At 53.7% G+C, this 16,549-nt stretch carries 14 protein-coding genes and 1 tRNA gene; 1 reads left to right on the top strand and 14 read right to left on the bottom strand.

The window, feature by feature from the left end:
* Positions 1-25 precede the first annotated feature (25 nt).
* From J2Z49_RS05400 to J2Z49_RS05375, 6 genes are all read right to left on the bottom strand, one after another.
* The gene (locus tag J2Z49_RS05400; protein WP_307400538.1) at positions 26-1,186 is read right to left on the bottom strand and encodes a glycosyltransferase family 4 protein; all 1,161 of its coding nucleotides are present in this window, start codon (positions 1,184-1,186) and stop codon (positions 26-28) included.
* A 263-nt stretch (positions 1,187-1,449) separates the two neighbouring features.
* Positions 1,450-1,638, bottom strand: a complete 189-nt coding sequence (locus tag J2Z49_RS05395) for a ferredoxin (RefSeq protein WP_307400536.1) — start codon at positions 1,636-1,638, stop codon at positions 1,450-1,452.
* Positions 1,639-1,727: 89 nt separating this feature from the next.
* Positions 1,728-2,879, bottom strand: coding sequence for a LysM peptidoglycan-binding domain-containing protein (locus J2Z49_RS05390; RefSeq protein WP_307400534.1), 1,152 nt, complete (start codon positions 2,877-2,879; stop codon positions 1,728-1,730).
* A gap of 234 nt (positions 2,880-3,113) precedes the next feature.
* Positions 3,114-4,556: a methyl-accepting chemotaxis protein gene (locus tag J2Z49_RS05385; RefSeq protein ID WP_307400532.1), complete on the bottom strand. Its 1,443-nt coding sequence runs from the start codon at positions 4,554-4,556 to the stop codon at positions 3,114-3,116.
* A gap of 315 nt (positions 4,557-4,871) precedes the next feature.
* On the bottom strand, positions 4,872-5,642 hold the full coding sequence (locus tag J2Z49_RS05380) for a methyl-accepting chemotaxis protein (protein WP_307400530.1): 771 nt from the start codon (positions 5,640-5,642) through the stop codon (positions 4,872-4,874).
* A 469-nt stretch (positions 5,643-6,111) separates the two neighbouring features.
* A tRNA-Pro gene (locus tag J2Z49_RS05375) sits at positions 6,112-6,189 on the bottom strand.
* Between the two features lie 205 nt (positions 6,190-6,394).
* Here J2Z49_RS05375 and J2Z49_RS05370 point away from each other — a divergent pair.
* On the top strand, positions 6,395-6,682 hold the full coding sequence (locus tag J2Z49_RS05370; protein WP_072871660.1) for a DUF3795 domain-containing protein: 288 nt from the start codon (positions 6,395-6,397) through the stop codon (positions 6,680-6,682).
* A gap of 163 nt (positions 6,683-6,845) precedes the next feature.
* Here J2Z49_RS05370 and cooS read toward each other — a convergent pair whose 3' ends face one another.
* From cooS to J2Z49_RS05330, 8 genes are all read right to left on the bottom strand, one after another.
* Entirely contained in the window at positions 6,846-8,756 is a 1,911-nt protein-coding gene (cooS, locus tag J2Z49_RS05365; RefSeq protein ID WP_307400527.1) for an anaerobic carbon-monoxide dehydrogenase catalytic subunit, read from the bottom strand.
* A 277-nt stretch (positions 8,757-9,033) separates the two neighbouring features.
* On the bottom strand, positions 9,034-10,059 hold the full coding sequence (locus tag J2Z49_RS05360) for a sugar kinase (RefSeq protein ID WP_307400525.1): 1,026 nt from the start codon (positions 10,057-10,059) through the stop codon (positions 9,034-9,036).
* Between the two features lie 134 nt (positions 10,060-10,193).
* Positions 10,194-10,844, bottom strand: a complete 651-nt coding sequence (locus J2Z49_RS05355) for a bifunctional 2-keto-4-hydroxyglutarate aldolase/2-keto-3-deoxy-6-phosphogluconate aldolase (RefSeq protein ID WP_307400523.1) — start codon at positions 10,842-10,844, stop codon at positions 10,194-10,196.
* Positions 10,845-10,897: 53 nt separating this feature from the next.
* Positions 10,898-11,704, bottom strand: coding sequence for a 5-keto-L-gluconate epimerase (gene iolO / locus J2Z49_RS05350; RefSeq protein ID WP_307400521.1), 807 nt, complete (start codon positions 11,702-11,704; stop codon positions 10,898-10,900).
* Between the two features lie 69 nt (positions 11,705-11,773).
* Positions 11,774-12,745: a 3-dehydro-scyllo-inosose hydrolase gene (iolN, locus tag J2Z49_RS05345; protein ID WP_013822726.1), complete on the bottom strand. Its 972-nt coding sequence runs from the start codon at positions 12,743-12,745 to the stop codon at positions 11,774-11,776.
* Between the two features lie 37 nt (positions 12,746-12,782).
* A complete protein-coding gene (locus tag J2Z49_RS05340) occupies positions 12,783-13,805 on the bottom strand; it encodes a zinc-dependent alcohol dehydrogenase family protein (protein ID WP_307400519.1) in 1,023 nt (340 codons plus the stop codon).
* A gap of 69 nt (positions 13,806-13,874) precedes the next feature.
* A complete protein-coding gene (gene iolM / locus J2Z49_RS05335; protein ID WP_207712929.1) occupies positions 13,875-15,077 on the bottom strand; it encodes a scyllo-inosose 3-dehydrogenase in 1,203 nt (400 codons plus the stop codon).
* 188 nt (positions 15,078-15,265) lie between these two features.
* A complete protein-coding gene (locus J2Z49_RS05330; RefSeq protein ID WP_307400517.1) occupies positions 15,266-16,297 on the bottom strand; it encodes a LacI family DNA-binding transcriptional regulator in 1,032 nt (343 codons plus the stop codon).
* Between the last annotated feature and the right edge of the window lie 252 nt (positions 16,298-16,549).

Genomic DNA, 16,549 nt, shown 5'->3' with positions numbered 1-16,549 from the left:
TAATTTGAAGGCTTTTTCCATCTGTTTAGCTTACGGACCGGGCAGGTAGAAAACCCCGGCTCAAAAGCGCACTCTTATACTCCTCCTCAATTTTACGCACCATGGCTTCCACGGTAAAGTGCTGCATAACCCTTTGTCTTCCCTTCTGGCCCATTTCTTCCGCCTTCTGCCGTTCCAAAAGCAACTGGGCCAGGGCCCGGGCAAGAGCCTGGGGATCCCGGGGCGGTACCAAAAAGCCGGTTTCTCCGTCTACCACCACTTCCGGTAATCCACCCACCTGGGTTGCTACCACCGGTTTTCCCGCGGCCATGGCCTCAAGGATGGTCAGGGGTAAACCTTCAGTGATGGAAGGCAGGACAAAAACATCCATCGCGGCTAAGATTTGGGGGATATCCCGTCGCTCCCCGGTGAAAAAAAGACGTCCGCCAAGCCCCAGGGCTCTGCCCTCCTCCTCCAGGACCATGCGTAAAGGGCCATCCCCTACGACCACGAAATTCACCTGGTAGTCCCGGCAAAGAATGGCCGCGGCTTGAAGGAAGTAAGACACCCCTTTTTGGGGGGCCAGGCGGGCGATGGTACCCACCAGCCGGCCGAGGGGAGGCAGACCAAGGGAACGCAGTACCGCCCGCCTGTCAACCTCCCGGCGGAAGGGAGCCGGATCTATGCCGTTATGTATGGTGACCACCCGGTCCGGGTGCAGTCTTTCCCTTATCAATAGCTCTTGCCTCAGGGCTTCCGATACGGTTAAAATGCGATGGGTGTAGCGGGCCAGGAGCCGCTCCCCAAAGGCAAAGGCGGCTTTTTTCCAGGGCGGCCAGAATTCATAGAAAATGGAGTTATGAGCCGTCATGAAAACAACTGGAGTACGAGCCACCTTTGCGGCCACCCGTGCCACCAGCCCTGCTTTGGCGCTATGGGCATGCATAATGGTGATTTTCTCAGCCATCAGGGTATCCACCAGGATGCGCAAAACACGCCAATCAGAGCGGGGAGAAAGTTCACCCGCAAGAGGTATGGGAACTACCTTTATCCCTAGGTCTGCGATTTCCTGGATCATATTTCCAGGAGGGCAGGCTACAACAGGCTCAAATAATTTTTTATCTCCCAGTGATAAAAGGGAAAGCAGGTGGTTTTTCATGCCGCCCCTGGCCGGGCGAATAACATGCAGTACCTTAAATTTGGACACGCTTCTTCTCCCCCAGGTACGGTTTTTCGAGCGGCCGGACTTTTACCATTTACTTTACCAGCATTAACCAGTATTATTCTCCCCGTTCTCTCTTATTCGTTACGTCAGGGGAATTTACCTCCTTCAGATCAAAAGCACGGTTTATAATATAAACCGTGCTTTGCAAAGGGGCCTTTGGAATTTAATCCCGGGACCTTGCTGGCTACAGGCAGGGTTGGAAAGTAGAGATGACTCAGGGCTACGGGTAAAAATAGAGGTACGACCTAATACTCTGAGATGGCGTTTGTGGGGCAGCTTTCTACGGCCTCATGGGCCTGATCCTCCAACTCAGGGGGTACTTCGTTTACAATGGCGTGGGCTTTATCTTCATCGTTCCAGTCAAATACTTCAGGACAAGTGTCCACGCAGGTGCCGCAACTGATACAAAGATCCTGGTCCACTTCAACGCGCATGAACATCGCCTCCCTTGTTGGTTTTGCCGAAGCACTATTATTCTTTGTCCCGGGATAGCAAAATTATGCTTTTTTTGAAGGCTTAAGTGTTACGCCAAAGGAATTTGCAAGAGGTCCCCCGGATAAATGCAATCAGGGTTGGTCAACCCGTTAAGCCGGATGATTTCCTCTACCGATGTGTTATAACGGCGGGCCAGTGCCCAAAGGGTTTCTCCGGGGCGTACCCGGTGCAGGAAAAAAGAAGAACCGCTGCCCATCCAGGTTACCAGAACCCGTCCTTCCCGGCTGCCCACTACCAGTCGGCCGTTAGCGGTGAAAACCAGGTCATTAACCGGAACTTCTACCGTTATCGCCTGTTCGGGTGACGGGGAAAACACCGGCACGGGGTAAATAAAGATATGTCCTTCGGGGGTTCCTGCTGCCAGCACCTCCCGGTCACCCAACCTCCCCACGGCCAGGGCTGAGATGGTGCTTCCCAGGTCATCGGTGGTGAGTACGGTAGAAAGGGTTTCCTCCACTGCCATTACCCGGACCCGCCCGTCATCGCCGCCCCAGGCCAGATCTTCCCCGGTGGCACCTGTTAATCTCCCGGATGCCATGGCCGTCAAGCCGGCGGGCAGACGTTCCAGTAAGGGTCCGCTTACAAAGCCCCTCTCCGTATAGGAAAAAGTAACGATGCCCCAATTGCCTGCTTCCAGGAAAGCAACTGCAATTAAAGGTAACATCCCGGTTCGTTCGATTACGGTTACTTTCTGCGGTGCCCCGGGTACCAGCCGGATGGCCAGCAACTGGAGATTCATTCCTGCCCCCGGCATCTCCGGCTGTTCATAAACATAAAAAGCACCTGCCCCCTCGGCGGCGGCTACGACTTCCAACCGCCCGTCCCCATTCACGTCTCCCAGGGCCAAACTGACGAAACGGGCCTCGGGTTCCGGCGGAGTACTCCAGAAGGGAATAATAGTTTCCCCGCGGGCCGACCAGGTCAGGATCTTGTCCAGGGTGCCGGCAATAATCTGATCCGGCGTGAAGTTTCCCATTCCCACTGTCAGGCTTAATACTTCCGCCGGTACATCGATAGTACTCAGCAGGCGGTAAATATTATTTTCTGGTGCGAAAACGGCTGTGCGGCGCCCGGTGGCTGCCACCACGTCCCCCTGCTCGCTGATGATTCTCCCGCTCCCCACCAGCACCGGTTCCCGGTTAATCCGGGTTTCCCACTGCGGGTCCTTTCCTTTAGCCATTGTCCTTCGCCCCCTCAGTAAAATCCTCAACCACAAAATATGCGCCAGTTGACCACCAGGTGTTTTGACTGAAGGACGTAGTGGCACTCAAGGCATAAAAATAAAGGCGAGTATGGCTAATGACATACCCGCCTTCTGAGATGATGCCAGTAAGCCGGTTTATTTTTGAGCAACCCCTGCCTGGCGATTTACAAGTTCGCAGGGAAAAGACCGACTGTTCCCCGGGGCAGCCTGCTACACTTTAAACCTGGAGGACAGATTCTTTAGTTCACTGGCGATACCGGACAAAGATTCGGCAGTAGTCGATAATTCTTCCATGGCAGAAGACTGTTCCTCGGCTGCGGCCGTGACGTCCTGCACTCCGGTGGAAATGTCCTGGGCGGCTGCAGCCACCTCCTGTATACGGGAAGAAAGTTCCTGTACCGAGCGGATAATCTCCTGCAGGGAGCGTTTTACTTCTGTTACCACCTGGTTTCCGGCTTCGATCTCCCGGGCACTGGTTTCTGTTGCGTTCACTGCTTCTTTCGTTTCCTGCTGGATTGATTCAATGACCTTCTGTATTTCCTGTGCCACCCGGGCCGATTGTTCTGCCAGATTGCGTACTTCTTCGGCAACTACTGCAAAACCACGGCCGTGCTCACCGGCCCTGGCGGCCTCAATGGCTGCATTTAAAGCCAGCAGGTTGGTTTGATCGGCAATTTGGGTAATCAGTTCCACCATAGCGCTGATGTTCTGTGACTTGGATTTTAAGCTTTCCATGGCCCGGGAGGCGGCTTCCGAAACCCGGGCCATGTTTTCCATCTGGGCGGTAATTTGCATGATAGCCCGGGTACCATCGTTAGCATGCCGGGATGCCATAGCCGCGGTCCGGGACACCTCCTGGGCGTTGTCGGATACCTGCCGGGCCGAGGTAGCTACCTGGCTGATGGTAGCTGCCGTTTCGTTGGCCATGGCGGCAGTCTCTTCAGCGGTGGCAGCCAGTTGCTGGGAAGCGGAGGACAGGGTTTGGGCTTTGTCCCTCAACTCCTGCACTATTTGTTTTAAACTGCCGGCCATTTGGTTGAACGCCCGGGCCATCCGGCCCACCTCATCCCGGGTTTTGACGCTTACTGCTTCGCCGGTCAGGTCGCCGGCTGCAATGCGGGCAGCCCTTTTTTCAATTCTGACCAGGGGGTTGGCAATTGAGCGGGACATACATAAACTAACCCCCAGGCCGACAAGTAAGGCTAAGACGATCATCGTCGGGACCAGGGCTATAGCCTGCTTAACCCGCCTGGCGTTTTCTTGCTTTCCCAAGTTCAAAAGCCGCTGTTCTTCATCCACCAGGGCCTGGCCGGCGTAGATAACTGCGGTGATTATATCCCCACTGGTTTGGAGATACTGGGTTAATTCTTCCATTTGGTTATTTTGCCTGAGCCGGATTGCCGTCTGGGCATATTTTTCAGAATCGGCGTGGGCTGCTTGAAGGGCCAAGTGCAACGAGCGTTCGTCGTTGCTTTGCAGGTGTTTGGCCAGTTCGGAAAGGTCCCTTTGCAGGTACCTGGTTTCCACCAAATAGGCATTGAGATAACTGGGATTGCCGGTAAGCATGTAGCCTCGTAAATCCAGGGCCGTTTTCTCATACCGTATAAGGATATCCTGAACTTTACTCATGTTTGCCGTTTTATGTTCTACCAAGTCGGTATAAGATTCATTGATGGCATTTAGCTGGGCCAGGGACAAAAGGCCCAGGGCCTAATTTTATCCTTCTTCCATGGTAATATGAACCACTTTAGAGAGCCCAAACACTTTAAAACTTTCCAGCAGTTTTTCTGTGCCATTGGGATACTCATTGCCCTTTCGGTGTATTTAGCATGTGTCAAGGATAATCCGGGGTTCAAGGTTTCTTGGCGTTTTAAAACAACCCAGCTTGCTATACTGATACTCGGCCTTAAGCGTCTTTTTCTTTAGTAAGTTGCATTTTTTTATCTTTTTAGGCAAATTCCCAGATACTTAAACGACCAGTTCGTCGGCCAGTTTTTTCAGTTGCCCGGATACGGCAGCCAGTTCGTTGACAGAAGCGTTAATTTCCTGGGACGAGGCAGCCTGTTGCTGGGCAGCCATAGACATCTGCTCAATTGAGTTAGTCAGGTCCAGAATGGATTGCTGTACGTCATGCAGGGTCTGCATGATCTCTTTAACCGAGCGCTGGGTATCCTGGGATAGTTTGCGTATTTCCCCGGCCACCACATTAAAACCCCGTCCGGCGTCACCCACCCGGGCCGCTTCAATGGCCGCATTCAAACCCAGCAGGTGAGTCTGCTCGGCGATTTCCTCGATGAGGGCGACAATACCATCGGTTTTCTTAATTTCGTTCCTGATCTTTTGGGCATTGTTGTTCAGGTTCTCCGTGGTCGCCGCCAGTTCTTCCGAGGTGGCGGAAAGGTTTGAGGTGGCCATGGCAATGGTGTTAATCTGGTTTTCCATTTCTTCTGATAATGAGATTAGATTTTCCTGGCGTGTAATGGGGGTGGTCATGCCCAGGGTACCGACTATTTTGCCCGTCCTGGGGTCGGTAATAGGATAAGAAATGCCGATGTAAGGTATGCCGTAGACCTCTTTTCCCACCCGTCTGGTTTGTCTTTTGCCGGTGTCCAGAGCCAGGGCCGTCACGCTGCCTTCTTTGACGATATCCCCTGCTTTTAGAGAGAGGCCTACACGCCCCGGATCGCAATATATGTACCGTTCCAGGTCCGAGACGTATATACCCACCTCTTCACCCAACAGCCCCTTGATAAAAGGAGCCAGCTCTAGAGCACAGCTAAGCAGATCGCGTTCTGCCTGCTCTAGCTGGTCAACAGCCGTTTTCTCCCGGGAGTCTGATAATGATTATTCGGAAGGCACAACAGGAGTTGATTCTATTTTTTTCTGGCATGCTTTTTTACCGTTCAATCGGGGCAGGATCATGATGGGCATTCTCCTTCCTTATTTTAAGTTATTTCATTAATTTAATAGTGAAACTACTCCAAGTACTACTTCGGCAGTTTCTTACTAAGAAATTAGAGGGAGGGTGACGAGCGCAGAGAATTTATGCAGGGGGGCGTACATTGTGAAGCTGTGGTATGAGCAAAAAGCCGCAGGGGGAAAATATCCAAATTCCCTGCGGCAATCATTCCTTCCGGACCCCCGCCCGGCCTGCTCCAAAAAATTAAAGCCCGTAAGCCTTATTTATGCGGCCTTACGGGCTTTTCTCTGGTCGGAGCGACACGACTCGAACGTGCGACCTCTACCACCCCAAGGTAGCGCTCTAGCCAAACTGAGCTACGCCCCGACATTACCTGCTGGCAATATTAATTTTACTGTATCCCCAAACCAATGTCAAGGGGTTAGATGTTGGTGGGCCGGAGTGGACGCGCCCTCTCAGAAAAACAAGAAGTCATTGAAATGGCAAAAAGCGATAGATAAAATATTTTCCGGAATGTCGTGTTTGCAATGCCATCATGCTGGTTTTTTGATTGTTTCAAGGAGGTTTTTTCATGGCTACCGGTCCCTGTGGGCTGGCCTGCGATGCCTGTGGCCTGTACAACCGGGGCAAATGTGCGTCCTGCGGTCCCGGCAACAGCATTGAAGCTCGGGCCAAAATCAACATTCAGGAACAGTTGGGTTTTCGCTGCCCCGTGCTGGCCTGCGCCATTACCCGGAACATCGATTACTGCTCCCGGGATTGTTCCGAATTTCCCTGTTCCCGCTATGAGCGTGGTCCCTATCCGTTGAGCCAGAGTTTTTTGCAAATGTACAGGCGCCGATCCGGTCCCCAGCATTAGACTCCCCTCGCCACGTGACATGGCAAGGGGGTTAACTTAGTCCGGGCGCACTTTTTCGTTCCTGCGTTCGTATTTGGTCGCGTGGAAGTGGGTTATCGGCTAATGATGCTTTCCTAAAAGATTTTGAGAGATTTTGCCTGAACCTTTTTCGCTCAGCTAATGCTTAAATTCCCAGGGCGGCACGTTTTTTGTTAATGTGTTCCTCAATGCCGTTGGCCGCCTGCACCGGGTCGTCTCCCAGGGCAACCTTCCCTCCGGTAATGCCTTCCATATCTTCGGTCAACAGCTTGACCAGGTCGGGGCCCCCGGTTACCGGAGGAGTGGGCGAAAGATGGGTGTAAAGGCCAAAGGCTAGGGCAAAAAGCCCGTCAATGGTGGCCTTTTGCTCCAGGTACTGCGGCGCGGTTACGGCCACGGGCAGGGCACTGGTGTCCACCCCCAGGTGGTTGGCCACGGTGGTGACCAGCATGGAGATGCGCCCCGTGTCAGTACAGGTACCGAAACTGAGCACCGGAGGGATATTTAAAGACCGGCAGATTTCCCGGAGGCCCTCCCCCGCCTGTTCTGCCGCTTCCAGACTGGCCAAGCCGGCCACTTCCAGGGCGTGGTTGCCGCAACCGCCGCTGACGATCAGTATGTTGCGCCGGATCAGTTCTCTCGCCAACTCCACGGTCATGTAGTCGTGGGGACCGGTGGAAATGGTGGTGCAGTTGACCAGGGCCACCACGCCTTTAATTTTTCCGGCCTTAAGCACATCCACCAGGGGGTCCAGCCTGCCCCCCAGTGCTTTGAGTACCGCTTCGGTGGAAAACCCGGCAATGGCCTTTTGCACTCTCCTGGGCACCCTGGGTGTAATGCGGCCGCGACGTTTCCTGAAATTTTCAATGCCCAGGCGGATCAGTTCCCGGGCCTGACTGGCCACTTCCGTGGGCTTATAGTCCAGGTGTTTTTCCACCCCGGGCATGCGCACCAGGTCGGAGACGCATACCAGAGTAACCCCGTATTTTTCGGCATAAGGGGCCAGCCAGGGGGGAGAACAGTTTTCGTCCATGGCAAAGACGTCTACCGTACCGGTGGCCAACAGGGGTTCAATGGTCAGCCAGTTTCCCGTTAATCCCCGGAAGACATCGTCAATGGTGAATCGCTGGAGTACCTCCTGGCCGCTTTCGATGGAACCGGTTACCCGCACGCCCTTTGCGCCCGCCTCCCGGGCCCGGGCCTGGACCTGGGTGTCCCGGGCGGCCAGAATGGTGGCCACGCCAATCCAGGGTTCATGTCCGTTGAACACGATGTTCACGTAGTCCGGGTCCATGATGCCCAGGTCCACTTCCACCTCATGGGGCATGGGGGTGCCAAAAAGGATGTCCTGCACCATTTCCAGGCCGATCTGGGCGCCGTATATACAGGCTATGCCCAGGCGCAGACCCTTTTGGGCCAAAGAAACAAAGTGCCCGTCCACATTGGTCAGGCAACTGGCAGTAGCGTCTTTAATTTCATGTATCACTCCGGCAGGGTAAATGGCCAGTTCCCGCCATAGTTTTTTCCGTGGTTCGGGGGCGAAAACTTCCACCATGGTGCTGGGTTCATCGTAGTCGCGGTAAAGTTCGCTGATCAGAAAATCGGCCAGGCGAATGGCCACCTGTTCGGGAGAACCGTTGGTATCTACCTTTACCTGCCCGGCGAAGCTGTACAGCTTATCTTTATCTGTGATGGAAAAAGGCGTTTTCCCCTGCGCCGTGGCCTTGAGGGTGCGGAAGGCTTCGTAGGCGTGGTGGGTATAGGTGGCGGTACCCATCACGTTGCGCAAAAGCATGTCCCGCATGGCCATAGCGTTGCGGTCGATGCCGCATACACCCAGAATGGCTCCTACGTTATCCGAAATGCGGCAGGGACCATTGGTACAAAGCTGGCAGCTAACTCCCGCCAGGCAGAAGTTACACCGGATTTTCTCCTGGGGTTCAAAGCGATCCCATACATTGGTTAAACCGTCCCGGTGGATATGCTCGTACATTTCCTGGACCGAGTCGTGTACACTGACCCGGCCGCCTAGCTGGACCCTTTCCCTTTTGGCCATCTGTCTTCCTCCCGGAAACATTTTTTTTAGTAATGCCCGGAGAAGGAAGGTGTATACATGGTGGAGGTGCTTGTGAAAAGCAATACAGGAACCCCGGGGAAAAAGTAAAGTGTTATCCCGGCAGTTCCTTCCCGCAGAAAACTGGCTATTATACTGAAGTTGAGCTAAAGATAAATTTAAGAAGACGGCTACTCCGGGCAGTGTAATAGTCAAGCACCGGAACAGCCGTCTTTCACCTAATTTTAGAACAGTTTTCAGTTAATGTGCAATAGGAGACCTACCTTTGTACCCGGCCCGAGCCGTCGCCTTTGACCAGGGTTTCCACCTCGTCTACGGTAACCATGTTAAAATCGCCGGGGATGGTGTGTTTCAGGCAGGAAGCGGCCACGGCAAAGTTAATTGCTTCCTCAGGCCCCTTGCCGGTCAGCAAAGAATAGATAAGGCCCCCGCCAAAAGAATCCCCGCCGCCTACCCGGTCCACTATACGGATATCGTATTTACGGGATTTATAAAACTCTTTGCCGTCGTAAAGCAGTGCCGACCAGCCGTTGTCCGATGCCGAGTAGCTTTCCCTTAAGGTAATGGCCACATATTTAAATCCAAAGCGTTCGACCAGCTGCCGGGCTACATCCCGGTAACCGGCATCGCTTAAAGCGCCTTTGATGACATCGGAACCGGCTGCTTTGATCCCAAAGACCTTTTCGGCATCCTCTTCGTTGGCGATGCACACGTCCACATATTCCATGAGACGGGACATAACCTGGTTGGCCTTCTCCGGTGTCCAAAGATTCTTGCGGTAATTGAGGTCACAGCTCACGGTAAGGCCCAGCTCTTTGGCGGTCCTTGCGGCCGCCAGGGTAATTTCGGCCACATTGTCGCTTAAAGCTGGCGTAATGCCGGTGAAGTGAAACCACCTGGCACCTGCCAGGATTTCCGGCCAGTTGAAATCTTCGGGCCGGGCTTCGGCAATGGCGGAATGGGCCCGGTCATAAACCACCTTGGAAGGACGCTGGGAAGCTCCGGTTTCCAGGAAATAGATGCCCAACCGGTTTCCGCCCCGGGCAATGTAGCTGGTATTAACCCCAAACCGGCGTAAATGGTTTACCGCGCTCTGGCCGATGGGATTATTGGGTACTTTGGTTACAAAATAGGCGTCCAGGCCAAAATTGGCCAGAGAAACGGCCACGTTGGCTTCTCCCCCACCGTAGGTGACATCGAAGGACTGGGCCTGCACAAACCTTTGGTAACCGGGAGTGGACAGGCGCAGCATAATTTCTCCGAAACAAACTACCTTGGCAGCCATATGAAACCCTCCTTAAATAAACGCAAGTGTAGCTGTGATGCCGGTTTCTTGCACTGGACATAAGAGTTGGAGTTTTATTTCAGTACTCATGCCCGTTTCCTATAACCGCAAAAAGTGCTCCGGATCATCTCGTTTTACTGCTGGCGGGCGGCCCGGATCTTTTCTACAAAGGCCCGGGCGGTTTCGGTGATCAGGTCATAGTCGTTGTTCTGCAAGCCCTTTTTGGTAATTTCGCTGCCAACCCCCACGGCTACCGCTCCTGCCTTGATCCAGCGGTCTACGTTGTCCAGGCTAACTCCGCCGGTGGGCATCAAGGGAGCCTGGGGCAGGGGCCCTCTGATGGCCTTGATAATTTCCGGTCCAAAGATGCTGCCCGGGAAAATCTTTACCACGTCGGCGCCCAGCTCCATAGCCTGCACCACTTCCGTTACGGACATGGCGCCGGGCATACAGATTTTTTGATAACGGTTGGAGATGCGTACCACTTCTGGATTCAAATTGGGTCCGACAATAAATTCTGCTCCGGCCAGCATGGCGAGGCGCGCGGTTTCCGCATCCAGCACGGTACCCGCCCCTACCAGCATCTCCTCTGGGCGAAAATTGCTGACCAGTTCCCTGATCACGTCGATTGCTCCAGGCACCGTCATGGTGATTTCAATGGCTGTAATGCCGCCCTTGCGTACGGCTTCCGCTACCTTCAGAGCTTGTCCGGGTGTTTCAGCCCGCACTACGGCGACAATGCCACAATCAAGGATTTGTTTCAAGTGGACGTGTTTTTTTAGCACAGGAGCCCCTCCTTTTATTTTAGACGCACTACGGCCGGTGGAAGGCAAAAATGCTATAAACCCAGCCTGACTAAATAATTAATGGTAGCCCCGGCACAGGTTTCAGGATCGGGTTTGGGAAGAATCTCTGCGGAAACGGCCCCTTGATAATTGATCTCTTTTAAGGTACTGATGATGGATGGAAAATCCAAATGCCCGTAACCCGGGGCCCAGCGGTTACTGTCGGCGATGTGAAAATGGGTTAGATAAGGGCCTGCGGTTTTGATGCTTTCCACGATTGAGGGTTCCTCAATGTTCATGTGGAAGGTATCGGCCAGTATTTTCAGATTGTCAGAACCGACCAGGCGGATTAATTCGATGGCTTCGGCAATGGTATTGATTAGATCCGTTTCATACCGGTTTATGGGTTCCAGAACCAGGTTTACCCCCTGTTGTTCGGCCAGGGCGCAACATTCCTGCAGCGCCGCCACCAGCCAGGACTGGGCCAGTTCCCTGGGCGTACCGGCGGTGACTTTTCCCCGGATCAGGCCGATTATCACCTGACTTTGCCAGCGGGCGGCCAGGGCGATGTGATCTTTCACACGTTGAATGGCCTTCTGACGTACGCTTTCCTCGGGGTCGGTAAAGCTTAACCCTTCATCCCCGTATGCCTGACCCGTGCCAATGGCCGCTACGGGTAAGCTTACGCTGGCCAGGAGTTTTTCTATGTCCTCCACATCGATGGCGCGGGGATCCCGGATGGCCAGCTCCACCGCGTCGTATCCCAGTTGGGCCACTTTGCGAATGCTTGCAGTAAAGCCGTCTTTAAAGGCCAGGGCGGCAAAGCGGGTGGGTCCGGAAACTACAATGCATTTCTTCATGATAAGCTACCCTCCTTTTCGCTAAAGCGGGGTAAGGACCGCCGGTTGCCGGCGGTCCCTTAAATGAATTTAGGCGGGAGGGTAGCGCAGCTCGTAAATGCTCCGGCCGCCGTTAAGGGGCCCTTTGAGATAGGCTTCCACTTCTTCCCTGGGCCGCTGGGTGAACTCTTCAATGGGCGGCAGCACTCCGGGCGGGAAACGCTTGAGAATGTCATCGTGCAGTTTAACCATGTAGTCCAGGAAAGCTTCGATGCCTGGAATGGCCTTTTGGGCGTCGGCCAGGGTGGCTTTGCCAACCACGCCTTCCGGATAAGCGGAGACTTCAATGGGCCCCAGACCTACATGACCGTACCAGGCGATGGGGCGGTGCAGCAGGTTGCCCGCTTTGTCCACGTGTCCTTCGGGCATGTACCCTTTAACCTGTGTATCTACGGCGTCTTCCATACGGATCATTTCCGGGAAGAGGGCCAGCGACCAGGAGGTTTCTACTTCGTCAGCATGGATGAAGTTGGTTTCATAGGGTCCGCCTTCGGACTTCAGTTTAAACTGATCCTGAATGGCGTGGTACCAGTTAACGTTGACTACGATCATAGGTAGCTGGTAGGTCTTGGCAAACTGGTGAATGGCAGTGGGAATGACGTATTCCTGGCCGTGGCCGTTAAGCAGGATCATTTTGCGGAAGCCCATGTTCCAGTACCCGGCCATGATGGATTTGAGCATGCCAATGAATATTTCTTCCGGTACCACCACGGTGCCCGGCATCCCCACGTGGTGATAGGGGTGGGAGCCCCACCACAGGGGTTGGGACACGGTGCAACCGGTCTTTTGGGCAACCAGTTCAGCCATGCGGGTGACCAGGAAGGTGTCTTCGCCAATGCATGCGTGAGGGCCGTGCGCCTCGGTGGCTCCCACGGGGATGATGATGATGTCGTTCTTTTTCAGCCTCTCTTCGATTTGCTTCCAGGTCATGTTCTGGAGATAAATGCCATCGGCCTTGTCCATGTGCCCGCCGTTTTTTAAAGGCAAACCCCATTTGCTCATCTCAAACACTCCTTTGATTTATTTAAATTTGAACACCCTACGGTGTTATTACCACTTCAATGGCTTCGCCTTTTCGCATGGCGGCAAAACCCTTTTCGATTTCCTGCAGGCTTAAGCGATGGGTAATTAATTTATCCAGCGGTAAAATGCCGCTTTCCAGGATCTTGATGGTGGCCGGGAAGGTGTATTTGGCGATGAAGCTGCCCATGACCGTAAGCTCGTAGCGGGTGATAACATTTTGTACGATTTCTGCGCGGGCATTTTGATTCTGGCCAAACAACAGGATCCTTCCGCCCCGGCGGGCCAGATTAAGTGTGTCCTTAAAGAGGCACCCTACCGCATCCACCACCACATCGGCGCCGATGCCCGTTTCCTCCATTACCATTGCCGCCAGGTCTTCTCTCGTCGGATCCACTACCCGGGTGGCTCCGCAGGTTAGGGCATATTGCTTGCGGAAATCCGATACCTCGGAAACAATGATTTTGCCGGCGCCAGCGGCTTTCAAAAGCATGGTGAAATACAGACCAATGGGACCTGCCCCCAGCACAACCACCGTTTCTCCGGGATGCAAGGCGATCTTTTGCGTGGCATTGACTACACAGGAAAGGGGTTCGGCAAATACGGCGATTTCCGGGGGGATTTTCTTGCTGATTTTGTGCAGCGCCCTGGCCGGGGCAACGTTATATTCCGCAAAGCCGCCGTCAATGAAAATACCCAGGGTCGTCATGTTTTCGCACATGTTGGGCTGGCCCATTTTGCAGTAGCGGCAATTCCCACAGGTGACGTTGGGATCTACCACTACCCGGTCACCGGGTGCTATCCCCTTAACTTCATCGCCTACGGCCAGGACTTCTCCTACATATTCATGGCCCAATATGGCGCCGATGGTGCCGGGGTGCCCCGGTGGAACATGGAGAATATGCAGGTCGGTACCGCAGATACTGGCTGCCTCCACTTTCAGGAGCACTTCATCAGCCTTTTTAATGGTGGGTACAGGTACTTCCTTTAAGCTCAGTTCGCCCGGAGCGGAAAAGATTGCTGCCAGCATGGTTTCCTGCATCTTGTTGCACTCCTCACCTTGTTTTATGCAAGGTGGCCGCAATTCACGGCCACCTGCCTTTTTCACTTGTTACTCTTTATCCAGGCGTACGGTAATCTTGCATTCCTTGCGGTCGGTACGCAAAGTGACCAGGTTTTCCGGCACCTCGTCCAGGGTGATTTGTTTGGTAATCAGGGGGAGCATGTTCATCCCTGTGGCCATGCTCTGAATGACCCGCGGGAAGGTGCCTTCACCGGAATGACCCTGGGCACCCACGATTTGTGCCCGCCGCACCTGAAGCACTTCACCGGTAACAGGCATTTTGGCGTCCGCCCGGGCCACCACAACCACGGTGGCATTTAAGCCCCTCGCTTCCCAGATAACCTGTTCAATTTGGGGGTAAACCACGGTGGGCAAACCGGTAGCTTCCAGGTATAGCTTGGCCCCATAACCGTCGGTGATTTCTAACACCCGGTGGACAAAATCTTCCTTCAGGGGGTTAATTACATAATCAGCGCCCATCTTGAGACCCAGTTCCGCCCGGGCCGGTTCCGGTTCGGAAAGGATCACCCGTGCCGCGCCCTGGCGCTTGAGGATGGCGCAGGCCGCCAGACCTACTGGACCGCCGCCGCATATAACCACGTTATCACCGGGTTTAATTCCGCCGCCCCGCTGGATTACAGCGTTGTAGGCCACGCTGGTGGGCTCTACCAGGCTGCCGGCCAGGAATAAATCCATGCCCTGATACCTTTCCTTCAAAGGTTCCAGGCTCCACACGACCCGGTCGGGAACCACAATGTACTTGGCAAATGCACCGTCAACATTGAAACCGATTTCGTCCAGGCGCTCGCAGTGGTTAGGGTAGCCGTCGGCGCAGGGCTGGCAACGGCCGCACCAGAGCATTTCCTCGGCGCATACTTCTTCCCCGCCCTTAAAAGGCCGGTTGGTGGCCTTGTTAATGGCCCCGGGGCCTGCTTCCACAACTACTCCGGAAAATTCGTGGCCCAGGACGGCGGGAAAACCGGTGAGCCCCGGGTACCAGATATAGCCCTGCTCGTCGGGTTGAGCCATGTGCACGTCACTGCCGCAAATGCCGCAGGCTTTGACCTCAATCAACACTTCTCCCGGGCCCGGTTTTGGGATATCCCTTTCCTCAATGACTACCCGGGGATTGCGCCAGACTTTACTGCCAAGGTAAGTTTGCCTGCCTTCAATATCCTTGGCTCCTAGCTTGAAATCCGGTTTAGGATCCCAGTCTGCATACAATACTGCTGCCCGCATTTTTTGCGACATCTGTTTCTCCTCCTTGGTTTAATTTATTTTAAGAGAACCTGAAAACGTTTGAAGAAGGCTGAAAACGTTTACGGATAAGGGCAAAAATAAATTGCTTCTATCAAAGGAGGGGTACTTTCTGAGATATTGTTTGGTTAGTTTATTTATATAAACCAAGCAATTGCCCTCTTTTGGGAAAGTTGCAGTTTTTAATGTTTAGAGTTTTTGGGGTCTTCCCGCCTTCCTCCGCTGCTAGCCCGGATAACCAGCGTAGGCGGTAACACAATATGTTTTTTCTCCGGCGAGGGGCCCTTGCGGATTTCATCAATTAAAATTTTGGCCGCCATTTCACCCATGGTATATTTGGGCTGGGCAACGGTGGTCAGATTTACTTCGGCGTAAGCAGCAAAGGGAATGTCGTCAAAACCCACTACGGCCACATTTTCCGGTACCTTCAGTTCCCTTTCTTTAATGGCCTGGATCACCCCCAGGGCTAAAATGTCGTTGGCGGCAAAGATGGCCGTTGGTGGTTCGGGCAGGGAAAGCAGGGAGAGGGCGTTCTCATAACCGCTTTCCTTTTTAAAACTGCCATAGCGCACCAGCTCTTCCTCAAAGGGGATATTGTTAATGGCCAGGGCCAGGCGATATCCATGCAGGCGCTCCGCGGTGGACTCCACATGTTCCAAACCGCCCACATAGGCAATGCGACGGTGCCCCAGTGATATCAGGTGTTCGACTGCCTGCTGCGCCCCTTTAACGTTGTCAATAGCCACATAATTGGTGTCCACCTGGTCCAGAATCCGGTTGATAAGCACCACGGGCGTTTCGCGGGAGAGCAACTCTGCCAGGTACTCTTCGTCCTCGGTTACGGAAGCCAGGATCAGGCCGTCTACCCGTTTTTCCTCAAGCAGTTCAATGTAAGTTCGTTCTTTGTCGACATCCCAGTTGGTATTGCACAAGAATACACTATAGCCAGCCTCGCTGGCTGCCTCTTCAACACCCCGGGCCACTTCGGGAAAGAAAGGATTGGTGATGTCGGGAATGACCAGTCCCAGGGTGAGCGTCTCCCTTGTTACCAGGCCCCGAGCGATGGCATTGGGTTTGTAACCCATTTCAGCAGCAAGACGCTGAATTTCCCGGCGGGTTTTTTCGCTTACCTCCGGCCGGTTGTTTAACGCTCGCGATACTGTGGCGTAGGAAACTCCGGCTTTTCTGGCAATATCTTTAATGGTTACCGTCATGGCATATCACGCCTCGTAAACGTTTTCGCTTCGTAGTTATTATACAAGCGTTTACATTTAAAGTCAAGTAAATTTTGACTAAAATCTCTATTGGTTTTTGTCATACTGTCTCAAACGATTACGGAACCATCGTTTGCTGGCGGGAACTCTGGTAGGCAAGGCCGCAAATTATTGTACCGCAATAAAAGAGGGCGCCTGCACGGGAAGTACCTGGCAGGCGTCCTTGGCATAAGAGGTGGTTTAAGTTTGATA

The organism is Desulfofundulus luciae, assembly GCF_030813795.1.
Taxonomy (GTDB): Bacteria; Bacillota; Desulfotomaculia; order Desulfotomaculales; family Desulfovirgulaceae; genus Desulfofundulus; species Desulfofundulus luciae.
This window is presented reverse-complemented; position numbering and strand designations above follow the sequence as displayed.

Excerpts from the sequence above, each read along its gene's own strand:
- iolM (WP_207712929.1), bottom strand. The coding sequence starts at position 15,077 with ATGTCGCAAAAAATGCGGGCAGCAGTATTGTATGCAGACTGGGATCCT.
- J2Z49_RS05390 (WP_307400534.1), bottom strand. The coding sequence starts at position 2,879 with ATGGCTAAAGGAAAGGACCCGCAGTGGGAAACCCGGATTAACCGGGAA.
- J2Z49_RS05330 (WP_307400517.1), bottom strand. The coding sequence starts at position 16,297 with ATGACGGTAACCATTAAAGATATTGCCAGAAAAGCCGGAGTTTCCTAC.
- iolO (WP_307400521.1), bottom strand. The coding sequence starts at position 11,704 with ATGAAGAAATGCATTGTAGTTTCCGGACCCACCCGCTTTGCCGCCCTG.
- J2Z49_RS05340 (WP_307400519.1), bottom strand. The coding sequence starts at position 13,805 with ATGCAGGAAACCATGCTGGCAGCAATCTTTTCCGCTCCGGGCGAACTG.
- cooS (WP_307400527.1), bottom strand. The coding sequence starts at position 8,756 with ATGGCCAAAAGGGAAAGGGTCCAGCTAGGCGGCCGGGTCAGTGTACAC.
- J2Z49_RS05370 (WP_072871660.1), top strand. The coding sequence starts at position 6,395 with ATGGCTACCGGTCCCTGTGGGCTGGCCTGCGATGCCTGTGGCCTGTAC.
- J2Z49_RS05395 (WP_307400536.1), bottom strand. The coding sequence starts at position 1,638 with ATGCGCGTTGAAGTGGACCAGGATCTTTGTATCAGTTGCGGCACCTGC.
- iolN (WP_013822726.1), bottom strand. The coding sequence starts at position 12,745 with ATGAGCAAATGGGGTTTGCCTTTAAAAAACGGCGGGCACATGGACAAG.
- J2Z49_RS05360 (WP_307400525.1), bottom strand. The coding sequence starts at position 10,059 with ATGGCTGCCAAGGTAGTTTGTTTCGGAGAAATTATGCTGCGCCTGTCC.